Annotated in this window: 15 protein-coding genes; 11 read left to right on the top strand and 4 right to left on the bottom strand. The window is 62.3% G+C overall.

Annotated elements, in window-relative coordinates; genetic code table 11:
- The first annotated feature begins 122 nt into the window (after positions 1-122).
- A complete protein-coding gene (locus L6762_RS08735; RefSeq protein ID WP_237186874.1) occupies positions 123-1,922 on the top strand; it encodes a proline--tRNA ligase in 1,800 nt (599 codons plus the stop codon).
- 108 nt (positions 1,923-2,030) lie between these two features.
- On the top strand, positions 2,031-2,831 hold the full coding sequence (locus L6762_RS08730; RefSeq protein ID WP_237186873.1) for a TSUP family transporter: 801 nt from the start codon (positions 2,031-2,033) through the stop codon (positions 2,829-2,831).
- Here the strand turns inward: L6762_RS08730 and L6762_RS08725 are convergent.
- On the bottom strand, positions 2,828-3,724 hold the full coding sequence (locus L6762_RS08725) for a hypothetical protein (protein ID WP_237186872.1): 897 nt from the start codon (positions 3,722-3,724) through the stop codon (positions 2,828-2,830). The two genes, L6762_RS08730 and L6762_RS08725, sit on opposite strands and share 4 nt — an antisense overlap.
- Positions 3,725-3,889: 165 nt before the next feature.
- On the opposite strand from L6762_RS08725, the gene rimP reads away from it, so the two are divergent.
- The 9 genes from rimP (at position 3,890) to L6762_RS08680 (ending at position 12,976) form a co-directional block, all read left to right on the top strand.
- Positions 3,890-4,489 carry a ribosome maturation factor RimP gene (gene rimP / locus L6762_RS08720; protein WP_237186871.1) on the top strand — a complete coding sequence of 200 codons (600 nt, stop codon included), beginning with the start codon at positions 3,890-3,892 and terminating at the stop codon, positions 4,487-4,489.
- A gap of 135 nt (positions 4,490-4,624) precedes the next feature.
- The gene (gene nusA / locus L6762_RS08715; RefSeq protein ID WP_237186870.1) at positions 4,625-5,665 is read left to right on the top strand and encodes a transcription termination factor NusA; all 1,041 of its coding nucleotides are present in this window, start codon (positions 4,625-4,627) and stop codon (positions 5,663-5,665) included.
- A 170-nt stretch (positions 5,666-5,835) separates the two neighbouring features.
- Positions 5,836-6,081, top strand: coding sequence for a YlxR family protein (locus L6762_RS08710; RefSeq protein ID WP_336603592.1), 246 nt, complete (start codon positions 5,836-5,838; stop codon positions 6,079-6,081).
- 229 nt (positions 6,082-6,310) lie between these two features.
- Positions 6,311-9,166, top strand: coding sequence for a translation initiation factor IF-2 (infB, locus tag L6762_RS08705; RefSeq protein WP_237186869.1), 2,856 nt, complete (start codon positions 6,311-6,313; stop codon positions 9,164-9,166).
- Positions 9,167-9,464: 298 nt separating this feature from the next.
- Positions 9,465-9,902 (top strand): 30S ribosome-binding factor RbfA, encoded by a 438-nt coding sequence (rbfA, locus tag L6762_RS08700; protein ID WP_237186868.1) that lies wholly within the window; start codon positions 9,465-9,467, stop codon positions 9,900-9,902.
- Between the two features lie 3 nt (positions 9,903-9,905).
- Entirely contained in the window at positions 9,906-10,949 is a 1,044-nt protein-coding gene (gene truB, locus L6762_RS08695; protein ID WP_237186867.1) for a tRNA pseudouridine(55) synthase TruB, read from the top strand.
- Between the two features lie 6 nt (positions 10,950-10,955).
- Positions 10,956-11,330 (top strand): hypothetical protein, encoded by a 375-nt coding sequence (locus tag L6762_RS08690; protein WP_237186866.1) that lies wholly within the window; start codon positions 10,956-10,958, stop codon positions 11,328-11,330.
- A gap of 186 nt (positions 11,331-11,516) precedes the next feature.
- On the top strand, positions 11,517-11,939 hold the full coding sequence (locus L6762_RS08685; protein WP_237186865.1) for a hypothetical protein: 423 nt from the start codon (positions 11,517-11,519) through the stop codon (positions 11,937-11,939).
- Positions 11,940-12,019: 80 nt separating this feature from the next.
- A complete protein-coding gene (locus tag L6762_RS08680) occupies positions 12,020-12,976 on the top strand; it encodes a bifunctional riboflavin kinase/FAD synthetase (RefSeq protein WP_237186864.1) in 957 nt (318 codons plus the stop codon).
- A 212-nt stretch (positions 12,977-13,188) separates the two neighbouring features.
- On the opposite strand, the gene L6762_RS08675 is transcribed toward L6762_RS08680, so the two are convergent.
- The 3 genes from L6762_RS08675 to L6762_RS08665 are packed head-to-tail and all read right to left on the bottom strand — an operon-like array spanning position 13,189 to position 15,274.
- The gene (locus tag L6762_RS08675; protein WP_237186863.1) at positions 13,189-14,013 is read right to left on the bottom strand and encodes an aldo/keto reductase; all 825 of its coding nucleotides are present in this window, start codon (positions 14,011-14,013) and stop codon (positions 13,189-13,191) included.
- Between the two features lie 38 nt (positions 14,014-14,051).
- On the bottom strand, positions 14,052-14,813 hold the full coding sequence (gene mtnN / locus L6762_RS08670; RefSeq protein WP_237186862.1) for a 5'-methylthioadenosine/S-adenosylhomocysteine nucleosidase: 762 nt from the start codon (positions 14,811-14,813) through the stop codon (positions 14,052-14,054).
- Positions 14,792-15,274, bottom strand: a complete 483-nt coding sequence (locus L6762_RS08665) for an S-ribosylhomocysteine lyase (protein ID WP_237186861.1) — start codon at positions 15,272-15,274, stop codon at positions 14,792-14,794. Before L6762_RS08665 ends, mtnN begins: the two co-directional genes overlap by 22 nt.
- Positions 15,275-15,311: the final 37 nt, after the last annotated feature.

The following is a 15,311-nucleotide window of genomic DNA, read 5'->3' as shown; positions in this document are numbered from 1 at the left end:
GCGTCCTCTCTTTAAGGCGGGGTACACACCCCGCCGGTTGGCGGTAAACTGGTAGATAAGTATGCCCACCCCGGCCTGCACGGTCGGTGGACGGGCCCCGTACGAGAGAAGCGAGAAACCACTTGGTCCAGCGCCTGTCCCACCTGTTCCTGCGCACCCTGCGTGAAGACCCCGTCGACGCCGAAGTCGCAAGCCACAAGCTCCTGGTACGTGCCGGCTATATCCGCCGTGCCGCCCCCGGCGTCTACACCTGGCTGCCTCTGGGGCTGAAGGTGCTGGGCAAGATTGAGAACATCGTGCGCGAAGAAATGAACGCGATCGGTGCCCAGGAAGTTCACTTCCCCGCTCTGCTTCCCCGCGAACCCTACGAAGCGACCAACCGTTGGGAAGAATACGGCGACAACCTCTTCCGCCTGAAGGACCGTAAGGGCGCAGACATGCTGCTGGCCCCCACCCACGAGGAAATGTTCACCCTGCTGGTCAAGGACCTCTACACCTCCTACAAGGACCTGCCGGTTTACCTCTACCAGATTCAGACCAAGTACCGCGATGAAGCCCGCCCCCGCGCCGGCCTGCTGCGCGGCCGCGAGTTCATCATGAAGGACTCCTACTCCTTCAACGTCGATGATGAGGGCCTGGAAGAGGCCTACCAGGCCCACCGTGCCGCCTACATCAAGATTTTTGAGCGCCTGGGTCTTGAGATCGCTATCGTCCAGGCACAGTCGGGTGCTATGGGCGGCTCCCGCTCCGAAGAGTTCCTGCACCCCACCCCGATTGGTGAAGACACCTTCGTGCGCTCCGAGGGTGGCTACGCGGCAAACGTTGAGGCCGTCACTACCGTGGTGCCCGAGCCCGTAGATGCGTCAGCCACCCCCGCTGCCCGCGTTGAGCTGACCCCCGACTCACCGACCATTGAAACCCTGGTTGACCAGTCCAACGCCCTGCACCCGCGCGAGGGTGAGCCCTGGACTGCCGCCGACACCCTGAAGAACGTGGTGCTGGCCGTTATCCTGCCCGACGGCAGCCGCCAGCTGGTTGCCATTGGCGTGCCCGGTGACCGCGCTGTTGACCTGGGCCGCGTCGAGGTCAACGTTGGCGCCCTGCTGGGCGTCGGCGGCGAGGTTGAGGTCGAGGCTGCCAGCGAAGAGGACTTCAAGAAGTTCCCGCAGCTGGTCAAGGGCTACATCGGCCCCGGCCTGACCCTGACCGAGAAGCTCCTGGGCACCGAGTCAGCTACCGGTATTCCCTACTTTGTTGACCCCCGCGTGGTTGAGGGCTCTGCCTGGATTACCGGTGCGAATGAAGACCAGAAGCATGTCTACGACCTGGTGCTGGGCCGCGATTTTGAGGCTGACGGCGTGATCGAGGCTTGCGAGGTACGCGAGGGCGACCCCGCTCCGGACGGCTCCGGCCCCCTGATTGCAGCCCGCGGCATCGAGATGGGCCACATCTTCGCCCTGGGCCGCAAGTACGCAGAAGCTCTGGGTCTGAAAGTGCTGGATCAGAACGGCAAGCTGCAGACCGTCACTATGGGCTCCTACGGTGTGGGCGTGACCCGCGCCCTGGCTGCCATCGCCGAGGGCAACCACGACGATAAGGGCCTGATTTGGCCCCGTAACCTGGCACCGGCCGATGTTCACGTGGTGATGACCGGTAAGGGCACCGAAGTCGCAGAGGGCGCAGAAAAGCTGGTTGCTGACCTTGAAGCTGCCGGGCTTGACGTCATGTTCGATGACCGCCCCAAGGTATCTCCCGGTGTGAAGTTTGGCGACGCTGAGCTGCTGGGCGTGCCCACTATCGTGGTGGTCGGCCGCGGCTTTGCCGAGGGCAAGGTTGAAATCAAGGACCGCCGCAGCGGCGAAGCCCGCGAGGTTGCCGTAGCGGACGCCGTGACCGAGCTGCTGGCCGAGATTCAGGGCTAACACCCGCAGTAGGTACCATCTGAGTCAGAAAAGACCACCAACGAGCTGGTCATTTCTGACTTAGATGGTACCTTGTGGTTTAACCGCACTCCCAGGAAAGGCAGAAGCGTGCTCGATACCCTCGGCTTTGACTCTCTCGGCCTTGAGCCGACCACGCTAGTTTTGTTGCTTCTGGCTGCCCTAGCCGCTGGCTGGGTGGACGCCGTTGTGGGCGGCGGCGGCATGATTCAGCTTCCTGCGGTTCTCATGGTTCCTGGGCTTTCACCGGTGCAAGCCCTCGCCGTGAACAAGCTGGGGTCTGTCTTCGGTACCCTCACCAGCGCCGCAACCTACCTGCGGCGCACCCCGGTTGATGTGCGCACCACCCTACCTGCGGCGTCCTTGGCCTTTGTGACCAGCATGGGCGGGGCCCTGGTCGCCACAGCCCTCCCCGAAGAACTCTTCAAGCCCATCATCGTACTGGCGCTGATGCTGGTGCTGGTCTACACAGTGTTCAAGCCTTCACTCGGTGAACTGACCCAGCTAAAACACCGGGGGCTCAAGCACCTCATGGTGGGGCTGGGAATCGGCGCGATCATCGGTTTTTATGACGGGCTGCTGGGCCCTGGCACCGGCTCTTTTCTGATGATGGCCATGGTGTCGTTGATGGGCTACAGCTTCTTGCAGTCAACAGCCCAGACCAAGATTATTAATGCCGCTACTAACCTGGGAGCTCTGGTGCTGTTTGCGGTGGCAGGTCAGCAGGTGTGGGCTCTTGGCCTTTTGCTGGGAGCAGCGAATATGGTGGGTGGCTACCTGGGAGCGCGTACGGCGCTGGCCCGGGGGAGCCGCTTTATTCGCTGGATGATGATTGTGGTAGTCAGCGCCCTCATTATTAAGCTGGGCACCGATATTCTGGGTACCCTTTAGGCAGCAAGCTCCTGGCTATCGAGGGCCAGAATGAGGGCGAGGGCTTCAATATCATCTGCTGACGTTGCGAGGGTCTGGTCGGCCAGGGCAGCGCGGGCGTTGGATTCAATAGCCGCGGTGAAGTCGGTGATCTGCGGGGAAGCGTCCGCTGCTTCGACAAGGGGGTAGGACGCCGCGGGCGCCTCAAAGACCCCGTAGCAGGTCAGCACGGGGGCAGCTAGGTGCCCCATATCGGTGGTAGCTGTTGCTAGCTGAGCTGCCTGGGCTGCTACGTCCGTATAGCCCTGCTCGGCACGGGCGGCGTAGATCTCGCTGACGTAGTTGAGCTGATAGATACTCTGCTGCAGGGGCAGTAGGGAGGCAGGCTGTACAACCTGTTCACTGCCTGAACTATCGGGGGCACCGGCAGTAAGCCCCTCATCACCACAGGTGTAGCTACTGATATGTGCTATCTCATCGGTCAGGGCCTCGGGGTAGGCGGCAGTAGTCAGCCCGTCCTGGCGGGCAGCCTGCCACACATCCGCAACGGCTGTGAGAGCCCGAGCCCGATCACCGGCGTCCTGGGTCGCAAAACCTAGCTCCAGCAGGGCCGAAACCGTGCTCTGGAGCTGCTGCTCTACCGGCTCATACTCCGTAACCGTTACGTCCTGAGCCGCAGGGGCAAGGGTCTCAAGGGCGGCCTGCGCCGCCTGCCCCAGCGCGTCCTGACCCGACTCATCAGCTGCCTGCTGCAGGGCGGTCAGCTGAGCAGCCATGGTGCTCTGATCGCTAAGGTCAGCGCGGACCTGCTCCGCCTGCCGCTGCGAAAACCAGCCCACAGCAAGGAGCACCACCAGCAGACCAGCTAATAGAGCGGCCACAAGTACCGGGGTCAGACGAACAGAGCGATTCATAGGCAGCTACCTCTCACACAAAACAGACGGGCAAGAGCCCACCTCCCATTCTGCCAAAAAGTCCCGTAGCCTGCCCGCCCTCAGCGAATTCTCGGCTGACGTACTGGGAGCCGGTGGTAGGCTTGAATGGATTTACCTACCCCTAGACACCAGGAGCTACGCGCGATGGCATCACCCAAAGCCAGTAAAAAGGACGCCCCCAACGCCCGCGAGCGCCGGGCCGCTGCCCGCGCTGAGCAGGGCATCACCAAGAAAGCCCCTGCCGGTAGCTTTGTGAGCGTCGAGGGCGTGCGTGAGGCCGTCACCCGGGTGGTGGAGCAGGAGTTCAAGCTGGTGCTGGAGAAACTGACCGCTAAGGGCAGCGGCGCTAACCGCACCCTAGAAATCGTGGTGGACTACCCCGAAGACCGTACCGATGCCCTGTCTCTCGATACCATTGCTGAGGTTTCCCAGGCCCTGTCAGCCGCTCTTGATGATGCTGATGACGGTGAAGTGCCCTACTCCCTTGAGGTGTCATCGCGCGGTGTGACCAGTCCTCTGACTGAGACCCGCCACTGGAAGCGGTCTATCGACCGTCTCATCGAGATTACTGAGGCTGGGGGAGAGAAGTACCTGGCCCGACTCGATTTTGTGACCGAGGAAGGCCCGGTCCTGCGCCGGAAGAAAGAAACCAAGAAGGGCCAGCCCGAGAGCTACCGCGATGCCGTCACCCTGCCCTGGGCTACAATTTCTGCCGCAAAGGTAGAAATTGAATTCAACCGCTAGCAAGTACTCGCTAGAATATAGAAACAAGACCACAACTCAATACTTTTGAGGCCGCGTGCCTAGGCGCGCGAACATACACCGCAAGCGGTGCCGGAGCTTTTTGCCCCGGCACCGTGTTACACGGAAGGGCCAACCATGGACATTGATTTGAGCAACCTCCGCCTGCTCGAAAAAGAGCGCGACATCTCAATCGACAACCTGATCCCGATGATTGAGAGCGCCATCCTGCTGGCCTACCAGAAGCAGCCCGGTGCCATCCGTGGCTCACGTGCAGAGCTTGACCGCACCAGCGGTAAGGTCACCATCTGGGCTCCTGAACTCGATGAGAACGACCAGCAGATCGGTGAGTTCGACGACACCCCCAACAACTTTGGTCGTATCGCGGCTTCTACTGCCCGCCAGGTCATCCAGCAGCGTCTGCGCGATGCCCAGGATTCAGCCGTGCTCGGTGAGTTCAAAGACCGTGAGGGTCAGCTGATTTCAGGTGTTATCCAGCAGGGCCCCAACCCCCGCATGATTCACGTTGATTTAGGCACCCTTGAAGCTGTGCTGCCCACCAACGAGCAGGTGCCCGGTGAGCGTTACGCCCACAACACCCGCATCCGCGCCTACGTGCTGGAAGCCAAGCGCGGCCCCAAGGGCCCCTCCATCGTGCTCTCTCGTTCCCACCCCAACCTGGTGCGCCGCCTCTTCGAGCACGAGGTCCCCGAGATTGCTGACGGCTCGGTAGAAATCATGGCGATTGCCCGCGAAGCTGGCCACCGCACCAAGATTGCAGTCCGCGCCACCAAGCCCGGCGTCAACCCCAAGGGCTCCTGCATCGGCGAGATGGGTGCCCGTGTGCGCGCCGTGATGGGTGAACTCAACAACGAGAAGATTGATATCGTCGATCACTCTGAGAGCCCCGAAGAGTTCATCGCCGCCGCCCTTTCACCGGCCAAGGTCAGCGAAGTCACCGTGACCGAGCGCAAGACCTTCTCTGCCCGCGCGATTGTGCCCGATGACCAGCTTTCACTGGCTATTGGCAAGGAAGGGCAGAACGCCCGCCTAGCCGCTAAGCTCACCGGCTGGCGCATCGACATCATCTCAGCCTCCAAGTACGAGGCCGCGATGGCAGCAGCCCGTGCAGCGAACGAAGAGGGTGCTGAAGAAGCCCCCGAAGCTGCCGCTGAATAAGAGAGCTGACTAACATATTTGCCGTTAGCCCCCGCAAGGGGGCTAAACTGGTCTATAGAGGTCACACCACCATAGAGTGCTCATGACTGGTCGGCGGCCAGCCATGCCCGCAGGTTCAGCACTAAAGAGCCTGCTGGAAACAAGCGAACAACACGAAGGGAGCGCTCCAGCTGTACACCCCCGTCCGCACCTGCATCGGCTGCCGAACCACAGCACCCGCCCACGACCTCGTCCGTATCGCCCTCACACAGACTGAACCCCCGCGTGCAGTCTTTGACCGGGCCAAAAACCTCCCGGGGCGTGGAGCCTGGCTCCACCACACACCCGAATGCCTTGCCCTTGCGCTCAAAAAAAATGCGCTGGCCAGGGCCTTTAGAACCCGGGTCGAAGCCAACGAACTGGTGATCCCCGCATAGGGGAGGGCCGGTTCGACCCCGCCAGGGGTGGCGAACCAACAATGTCAACGAGTTTGACGACTTACTGTGTACGAAAGCGAGTCAGAAAACTGATGGAAACCCGATGAGTGCCGCGCAATGAGTACTTTCCTGTGCTCACCCACCGGCAAAAACCCAGCTGAACCCCAGCTGAAACCTCATACAAACTGAAGGTTCGCCCCTGTTCGGTGCGAACCAGAACAGGAGAAAAGTGGCTAAGCCCCGCGTTCACGAGATCGCTAAAGAACTCGGAATCCCCTCTAAAGAAGCTGTCGCTAAGCTTCAGGAACTTGGCGAGTTCGTCAAGGGTGCATCATCAACCCTTGAACCGCCCGTAGTTAAGAAACTGCGTGCCGCCTTCCCCAACGCCGGTGCCTCCGCAGAGGCCCCCGCCGCTGAGAAGAAGGCTGCTACCCCCGCGTCCGCCCCCAAGCCCGGTGCATCTGCGCCGAAGCCGGGTGCGTCCGCCCCTAAGCCCGGTGCTGCAGCACCCAAGCCGGCAGCCCCTGCTGCCCCCAAGCCCGTAGCTGAGGCTGCACCTGCCACCGAGAAGAAGGACGCCGCCGCTAAGCCCGCTGGCCCCCGCCCCGGCAACAACCCCTTCTCAACCACTCAGGGTATGTCTGCTCCTAAGCCGGCAGCTCCCAAACCCGCAGCCCCCAAGCCTGCTGGCGCTAAGCCCGGCCCCCGCCCCGGCAACAACCCCTTTGCCCCCTCACAGGGCATGGGCAAGCGTAACGACCGCAATGAGCGCGGCGAGCGCTCAGGCGGTCCCCGCCCCGCAGGTGGCCGTAACGCCCGAGGCAACAACCCCGGCGGCCCCCGTCCTGCCGGTGCAGGTGGTCCCCGCCCCGCAGGCGGACGCAACAACGCCCCCCGCCCCGCCGGTGCAGGTGCCGGTGGCCCCCGTCCTGCCGGCGGCGCACCCCGCCCCGCACCCGCAGGTGGCGGCAACCGCCCCTCACCCAACATGATGCCCACCAAGATGAGCGGTAACGTCGGTGCCCGTGGCGGCGCCGGTGCCCCCTCAGGTGGCGGCCCCCGTCGTGGCTCAGGCGGCCCCGGCGGCGGTAACGGTGGCGGCGGCTTCAACCGCGGCCCCGGTCGCGGTGGCCCCGGTGGCGGTCGCGGCAACGCCCAGGGCGCCTTCGGTCGCGGTGGCGGCAAAAAGAAGAAGGGCAAGACTAAGTCAGCTCTGCGTCGTGAAGAGCAGCTGCGTCAGCCTACCATCGGTGGCGTAGCCGTACCCCACGGCGACGGTACCACCGAGATCCGTATGCGTCGCGGTGCCTCACTGATGGACTTCGCCGAGAAAATTGGCGCAAACGCCGCAGCCCTGGTGACCGTCCTGATTCACCTGGGTGAAATGGCAACCCAGACCCAGTCCCTCGACGAGGACACCTTCGAGCTGCTCGGCGCTGAACTGGGCTACGTCATCAAGATCGTTTCCCCCGAGGACGAAGAGCGCGAACTGCTCGAATCCTTCGACATCAACCTGGCTGCCGAAGCCGAGGCTGAGGACGACGAAGTACTTGAAGTACGCCCGCCCGTTGTCACCGTCATGGGTCACGTCGACCACGGTAAGACCCGCCTGCTCGACGCCATCCGCAACACCAACGTCATCGACGGTGAAGCCGGCGGCATCACCCAGCACATCGGTGCTTACCAGATCCACACCGAGGTCGAAGGCGAAGAACGCTACCTGACCTTCATCGACACCCCCGGTCACGAGGCCTTCACCGCCATGCGTGCCCGCGGTGCCAAGGTCACCGACATCGCAATCCTGGTAGTCGCAGCGGACGACGGCGTTATGCCCCAGACCGTTGAAGCCCTCAACCACGCCCAGGCAGCTAACGTGCCGATCGTTGTTGCCGTCAACAAGATCGATAAGGAAGGCGCTAACCCCGACAAGATCCGCGGTCAGCTCACCGAATACGGCCTGGTACCCGAAGAATACGGTGGCGACACCATGTTCGTAGAGGTCTCAGCCCGCCAGGGTAAGAACATCGACGAACTGCTCGCAGCCGTCACCCTGACCGCCGACGGCGCCCTCGAACTGAAGGCTAACCCCAACAAGGAAGCCCGCGGCGTAGCCATCGAAGCTAACCTCGACAAGGGCCGCGGTGCCGTCACCACCGTCCTCGTCCAGTCCGGTACCCTGCGCGTCGGCGACGCCATCGTCGCAGGCTCCGCCTACGGCCGCGTCCGCGCCATGTTCGACGAAAACGGCAACAACGTCGAAGAAGCCGGCCCCTCACGCCCCGTGCAGGTACTCGGCCTCAACACCGTGCCCCGCGCAGGTGACACCTTCCTCTCCACCGAAGAAGAGCGCACCGCCCGCCAGATCGCTGAAAAGCGTGAAGCAGCCGACCGCAATGCCCAGCTGGCCAAGCGTCGCAAGCGCGTTACCCTCGAATCCTTCGACGCCGCAGTGGCAGAAGGCAAGATGGACACCCTCAACCTCATCATCAAGGGCGACGTCTCCGGTGCTGTTGAAGCACTGGAAGAGTCCCTCATGAAGATCGAGGCAGGTGGCGACGAAGTTCAGCTGCGCGTCATCCACCGCGGTGTAGGTGCTATCACCCAGAACGACGTCAACCTGGCAACCGTCGATAACGCAATCATCATCGGCTTCAATGTGCGCCCCGCCGAACGCGTGGCAGAACTAGCCGATCGTGAAGGCGTAGAAATGAAGTTCTACTCCGTCATCTACCGCGCTATCGAAGAAGTCGAAGCAGCCGTCAAGGGCATGCTCAAGCCCGAATACGAAGAAGTCGAACTCGGCTCCGCCGAAATCCGCGAAGTCTTCCGCTCCTCCAAGTGGGGCAACATCGCAGGCTCCATCGTCAAGACCGGCATCATCAAGCGCAACTCCAAGGCCCGCCTGGTGCGCGACGGTGCGGTTGTCGCCGATAACCTCACCATCGAATCCCTGCGCCGCTTCAAGGACGACGCCACCGAAGTACGCGAAGGCTACGAGTGTGGTATCGGCCTGGGCTCCTTCAACGACATCAAGGAAGGCGATGTCATTGAAACCTGGGAGATGCAGGAAAAGCCCCGCGTCTAGGCTTCTACCTGGTTGATTATTAAGGACGCCGGCGGGCGGGGCGCCCCACCCGCCGGCATCCCTTAACGCCAGACCCGGCCAGCCGGCTCTGGGGCGCCCCGCCCCGCCGGTATGCCGGGTACATAACCTAGCAATCACGCTAAGGCACCCTAGGGTTCGCGCTTGCTGCAGACCCTCTCGCCTGGTTCGCTTCGCTCACAAGGCGATTCACGCCAGCCGCCGAGCCAGCAGCTTCGCCGCGAACCCTAGGGTGCCTTTACACTTAAACATAGAAACCTCTCTAGAGAAGGAGAACATCATGGCAGATCCGGCACGCGCCGCCCGCCTAGCCGACCGCATCAAGGTCATCGTTGCCCAGGCCCTCGAACGCCGCATCAAAGACCCCCGCCTCGGCTTCATCACCGTCACCGACGCCCGCGTCACCAACGACCTCCAGCACGCCACCATCTACTACACCGTCTTCGGCTCCGAAGAAGAACAGGCATCCACCAAGGCTGCCCTCGAATCAGTCAAGGGCATCCTGCGCTCAGAAGTTGGCAAGAACATCACAGCGCGCCTGACCCCCACCCTCACCTTCGTCCCCGACGAAGTACCCGTCAATGCAGCCCACATCGAAGACCTGCTGCGCAAGACCAAGGAACGCGACGCTGAACTGGCTGCCGCCCGCGAAGGTGCCGAATACGCCGGTGGCGAGGACGCCTACAAGAGCACCGAAACCGAGGAAGACGAAGCCTAAACCGTGGCCAAGAAAGCACCCACCGGGCCCTCGGGCCTCATCGTCGTTGACAAACCCGCCGGACTCACCAGCCACGACGTGGTCTCCAAAATGCGGTGGATCGCCGGCACCCGCAAAGTCGGGCACGCCGGCACCCTCGACCCCATGGCCACGGGGGTGCTCATCCTTGGCGTCAACAAGGCAACCCGCCTACTCACCTGGGTCGTAGGGGAGACCAAGACCTACACCGCCACCATCCGCCTCGGCGTCTCAACCCTCACCGACGACGCAGACGGCGAAGCCACCGCCGTCGCTAACGACGGCGCGTTGGATAGTATCAGCGAGGACGCCATCAGGCAGCACATTGCGGACCTCACCGGCGACATCATGCAGGTACCCTCTGCCGTCTCGGCCATCAAAGTCAACGGGGTACGCTCCTACGCCCGCGTGCGCTCAGGGGAAGAAGTCGAACTCGAAGCCCGGCCCATCACCGTGCACTCCTTCGACCTGCACGAGGCTCGCCCCGCCACTGCCACCTACCAACTGGGCGACGAAGAGGTGAGCACCAGCGTCCTTGACCTCGACGTCACCGTTGTCTGCTCAGCAGGCACCTACATCCGCGCCCTAGCCCGCGACCTCGGTGCAGCCCTAGGGACCGGCGCCCACCTCACCGCCCTGCGCCGCACCGCCATCGGCGAAATCCGTGCCGAAGACGCCCACACCCTCGACGAACTCATCGCCGGGCGAGAAGCAGAACAGGCAGCCCCCCTGCTACCCATCGAAGAAGCAGCCCGCCGCCTCTTTGCCGTCCGCAACCTCACAGCAGCCGAAGCCACCGACCTCGCCAACGGCCGCCGCATCATCCCCACCGAAGGCAGCCCCGCCACCACCGCACCCAAAACCGGCTCTACTGGCGGGTACGACAAACCCACCACCACCGGCCTCACCGCCGCCTTCGCCCCCAACGGCACCCTCGTCGCCATCATCGAAAACACCCGCTTCCGCCGCGAAAACGTAGCCGCCCCCGTGCTCGTCTTCGAAGCCGGAACAACCTTCAAGGAAAACTAACCCGCCATGATGATCGCCGGACTCGACCTCTGGTTCTGGGCCATAACCGCGCTCGGCCTAGCCTCCTTCCTCATCTGCCTCATCCGCTTCCTGCGCGGAGCAGCCCCCGACGACTGGTCACAAGGCTCCGTCATCCTCCTTGAAGCCTTCCTCATCATCTACCTGATCGGCTCCATCATCATGCAGGCCACAACGGACGGCCCCAGCGGCGACTGGCTCGAATACTACGGCTACCTACTCACCGCCATGATTATCCCCGTCGGCACCTTCATCTGGTCACTCTCCGAACGAACCCGCTGGTCAACCCTGGTGCTGGGGCTAACCGGGCCGGTGCTGATTATCATGGTGCACCGTATGAACATGCTCTGGTACTACTATTAGGTCGATGCAGCCACAGGTGAGCGCAGGGCGTGCGCTCTCGCCGACTAACCTTCTTGGGCTCGCGCTGGGGCGCTCACCCAATTCATGCCAGCCCCAGCCAGTCGGCTACAAGCGCACGCCTTGCGCTCAAGGCCAGAAACGCCAGTAAGAGCAGCATCAACATTGCTTGGGAGATGGAAGAAGACAATGAATCAAACACAGAACAAAGCCTCCGCTACAAAAAATAGCGGCTTTGGCCGCCTGCTCGTCGTCATCTACGGCGTCTTTACCCTGTCGGCGGGGGCCCGGGCCCTCTATCAGGTCATCCGTAAGTTCGACGAAGCCCCGCTTTCCATCAGCCTGTCAGCTCTCTCAGCTCTCATCTACCTGGTCGCCACTATCGCCCTGGCCAAGAAGGAGGAGGGGGCATGGAAGGTCTCTCTGCTTGCTGTCGGTATCGAAATGGCGGGCGTGCTCCTGATTGGCGTCTTCTCCTACCTGCAACCCCAGCACTTTGAGCTAGCCTCTGTCTGGTCCCACTTCGGTTCCGGCTACGGCTACATCCCCCTGATCCTGCCCATGGTAGGCCTCTGGTGGCTCAACAAAACCCGCCCCAGCCGCACCCGCTAACTACCGGCGTCCGCCTGCCCTCAGCAGAAGGCCCCAAATACGCGTAGTATAGACACGAAGCAACCCAACCGAGGAGCACAGTGAAGCGCTTTACCGATCTCGCCCAGATCCCCGCCGACTTCGGCCCCACCGTGGTCACCATCGGCAACTTCGATGGCGTACACATCGGCCACCAAAAAGTGCTCTCCACCCTGGTCAATACTGCCCGGGTCCATGGGCTGTCCTCCGTTGCGGTTTCTTTCGACCCCCACCCCGCCCGCGTCCACGGGCCAGCCGGGGTGCATATTGAAATTATGGGGCAGGACGGCCGCCAGCAGATTCTTGCCGACCTCGGCGTCGACTACTATCTGCTGCTGCACTACAACCTTGCCTTTGCCGCCCAAACCCCCGAAGAATTCGTCAAACGTACTTTTGTTGACGCTCTCAAGGCAAAGTTCGTGGTTATTGGCGATGACGTGCGCTTTGGCACCAAGAACTCCGGCGATCTGAACACCATGAAAGAGCTTGGCCAAAAGTACGGTTTTGAAGTGCTGGTGGTTGAAGACCTGCTCGCCCACGATGACCGCCGCTGCTCATCCACCTCTATCCGCCAGCTCCTAGCTGAGGGCAGGGTCGCTGACGCTGCCTCAATTCTGGGCCGCAACCACTACATGAGCGGCGAAGTCGTGCACGGCGCTGCCCGCGGCCGCGAACTCGGCTTCCCCACAGCCAATATGGACGTCGACTCCATTGGCCTCGTACCCGGCGACGGGGTCTACGCAGGCTGGCTGATTGACGAGGCCGGAACCCGCCACCCCGTTGCCGTATCGGTGGGCACCAACCCCACCTTCGAAGGCATCACCACCCGCCAGGTCGAAGCCCACGTCATCGGCCGCCCCGAAGAGAAGGTTGAAGACTTCAACCTCTACGGGCAGCACGTCACCCTAGAATTCGTCGACTACCTGCGCGGCATGGTCGCCTACACCGGCGTCGAAGCACTCATTGAGCAGATGCACGCCGACGTTGAACAGGCCAAGACCATCCTCGGCATCGGCTAGAGAACATATAAAAAGTTCCCGGGATAAGAGTTCTTATTCCGGGAACTTCTTTATGTGGGATCCTTGCTCTTGCGGGAAAAGGTAGGAAGGGCGGCAGGCTCACAGCGAAGCTGCTGGCTCGGGGCTGGCGTGAATCGCCCTTGTGAGCGCTAGCGAACCGGGCGAGAGGGTCGGCAGCGAGCATGAGGCTGCTGCCCCTCCTCCATCTCTTCCTACATCTCTTCGTGAGTATTCGGGTCAAACCCGCGGCCTACGCCAGCTTCGAGTGCGTCGATGCGGGCGATCTGGTCGTCGGTGAGTTCCCAGTCGAAGACTGCCATGTTTTCTTCCATGCGCAGGGCGTTGGAGCTCTTGGGCAGGGGCACCAGGTTCTTCTGGACCTCCCAGCGCAGTATCACCTGGGCTACGGTTTTACCGGTCTCGGCGGCGATGGTTTCTAGGGCGGCGTCCTTGAGCAGGTCGGTTTTGCGGCCCAGGGGTGACCAGCACTGGGTGAGAATGGCGTGGTCGAGGTTGTAGGCTGCCCAGTCCTGTTTCTGGGAGTAGGGGTGCAGCTCGATCTGGTTGATGGCGGGGGTTACGCCGGTTTCTTCAATCAGACGGTCGATGTGCTCGGGCAGGAAGTTAGAGACGCCGATGGACTTGACCAGCCCTTCTTCCTGGGCTTTGATGAGAGCCCGCCAGGTGTCGACATAGAGGCCCTGGGAAGGGTTGGGCCAGTGGATCAGGTAGGCGTCGAGGTAGTCAAAACCCATACGGCTCAGGGTGCCTTCGAGAGAGCGGAGGGCTGGCTCGTAGCCGTGGTCGCGCCCCGGCAGCTTGGACTGCACGAAGATTTCATCGCGTGCAGTGCCTGAGCGCAGGACGCCGCGGGCAACACCCACCTCGTTCTCATAGTTCACCGCGGTGTCAATGAGGCGGTAGCCGCGGGCGATGGCCTCAGAGACGGCGACCTCGGCGTCTACGTTGTTGAGCGGGTAGGTGCCTAAGCCCAGGGGAGGGATTGAGGTGCCGTCGCGCAGGGTATGGTTTTGCATTGGTTTTCCTCTCGGGTGGAGCGGGGGGCGGACGCGGGCTAGCGGCTGAGCAGGTCAAGCACCAGGGTGGCGCTTCGTTCGGCCACGATGGGGGCATCCATGTGGAAGTCCTGGTCGGCTGCCGGGCCGCAGAGGTCAGAGATACCGCGTACCGCGATGAAGGGTAGGGAACGACTGGAGCTAACCTGGGCCAGGGCGGTGGTTTCCATGTCGGTAGAAAGTGCCTGGGGGAAGAGTTGGCGGGTGTCTTTGACGTTATGGGCGGTAACAAAAGACCCACCGGCTAGCATCTGCCCAAAGAGGGCGCTACCTTCACCGGTGTAGGCCGCCGCGGCAGCGCGGGCCTTCTCAACCAGCGCCGGGTCGGTGGCGTAGGTTGCGGGCATGCCGGGAACCTGCCCGAACTCGTAGCCGAAGGCGGTGGCGTCCGCGTCCGTGTAGGTGTAGTCGGTGCCGATAGCCAGGTCGCCCACATTTACGTCGGCGCGCAGGCCGCCGGCGGTACCGGCAGACACAATGACGCGCGGGGTGGGTACCAGTGCCAGCGCAACAGACAGGGCAGTGGCAGCATTGACCAGGCCAATCTTTGAACGCACCAGCAGAATCTTCAGCTCGTCAGTACCGGTAGCAAGCCCCCGGGGGTAGAAGAGGGCCTCACCCAGGGCGTAGGCCTCACCGACCGGCTCGGTCTTGGCGAGGAAGGGGGCAGCCTCTTCGTCCATGGCTACCTGCACGATAGCGGCGTTATCAAAACCGCCGGGAAGATCAAAAGCCGACACTAGGCCATCACCTGCTCCCACTCGTCCTTCTTCTCGAGGAAAGCACGAACCGCAGCCTGGGCCTCGTCGAGCGAGTGGTTAGCACCCCAGCCGCACTGCACCTCGTTCGCTGCCGGAACCTCATCGGCCTCCAGCAGATCATTCATGGTAGCTTCAAGAACCTGCATAAAATCGGCAGGCTCAAGGCCCAGGGTCAGGGCGTAGAAACCGGTCTGGCAACCCATGGGGGAGAAGTCAATCAGAGCGTCGGTGTGATTGCGCATATGGTGGGCGGTCATGTGCTCAATCGAGTGAACCGCTTTCATGCCCAGGTGACCCTTGTTCGGCTGGGTGAAACGCACATCGTACTTAATCAGGACGTCCCCACCCGGCAAGGTCTTACGGTCAGCTACGCGCACGTAGGGGGCCGCCACAGCGGTATGATCCAGGTCGAAAGACTCAACGTTAGTCTTCTGCTTCTCAAAATTCTCAGTGATTTGCATGCTTACTATTCTCCCAGGCTCAGGGCACAAGCGCTAG

Source organism: Rothia nasimurium (assembly GCF_928381705.1).
GTDB classification, from domain to species: Bacteria; Actinomycetota; Actinomycetes; order Actinomycetales; family Micrococcaceae; genus Rothia; species Rothia nasimurium_G.
The sequence above is the reverse complement of the archived record's forward strand: the minus strand, read 5'-3'. Positions and strand labels throughout refer to the sequence as shown.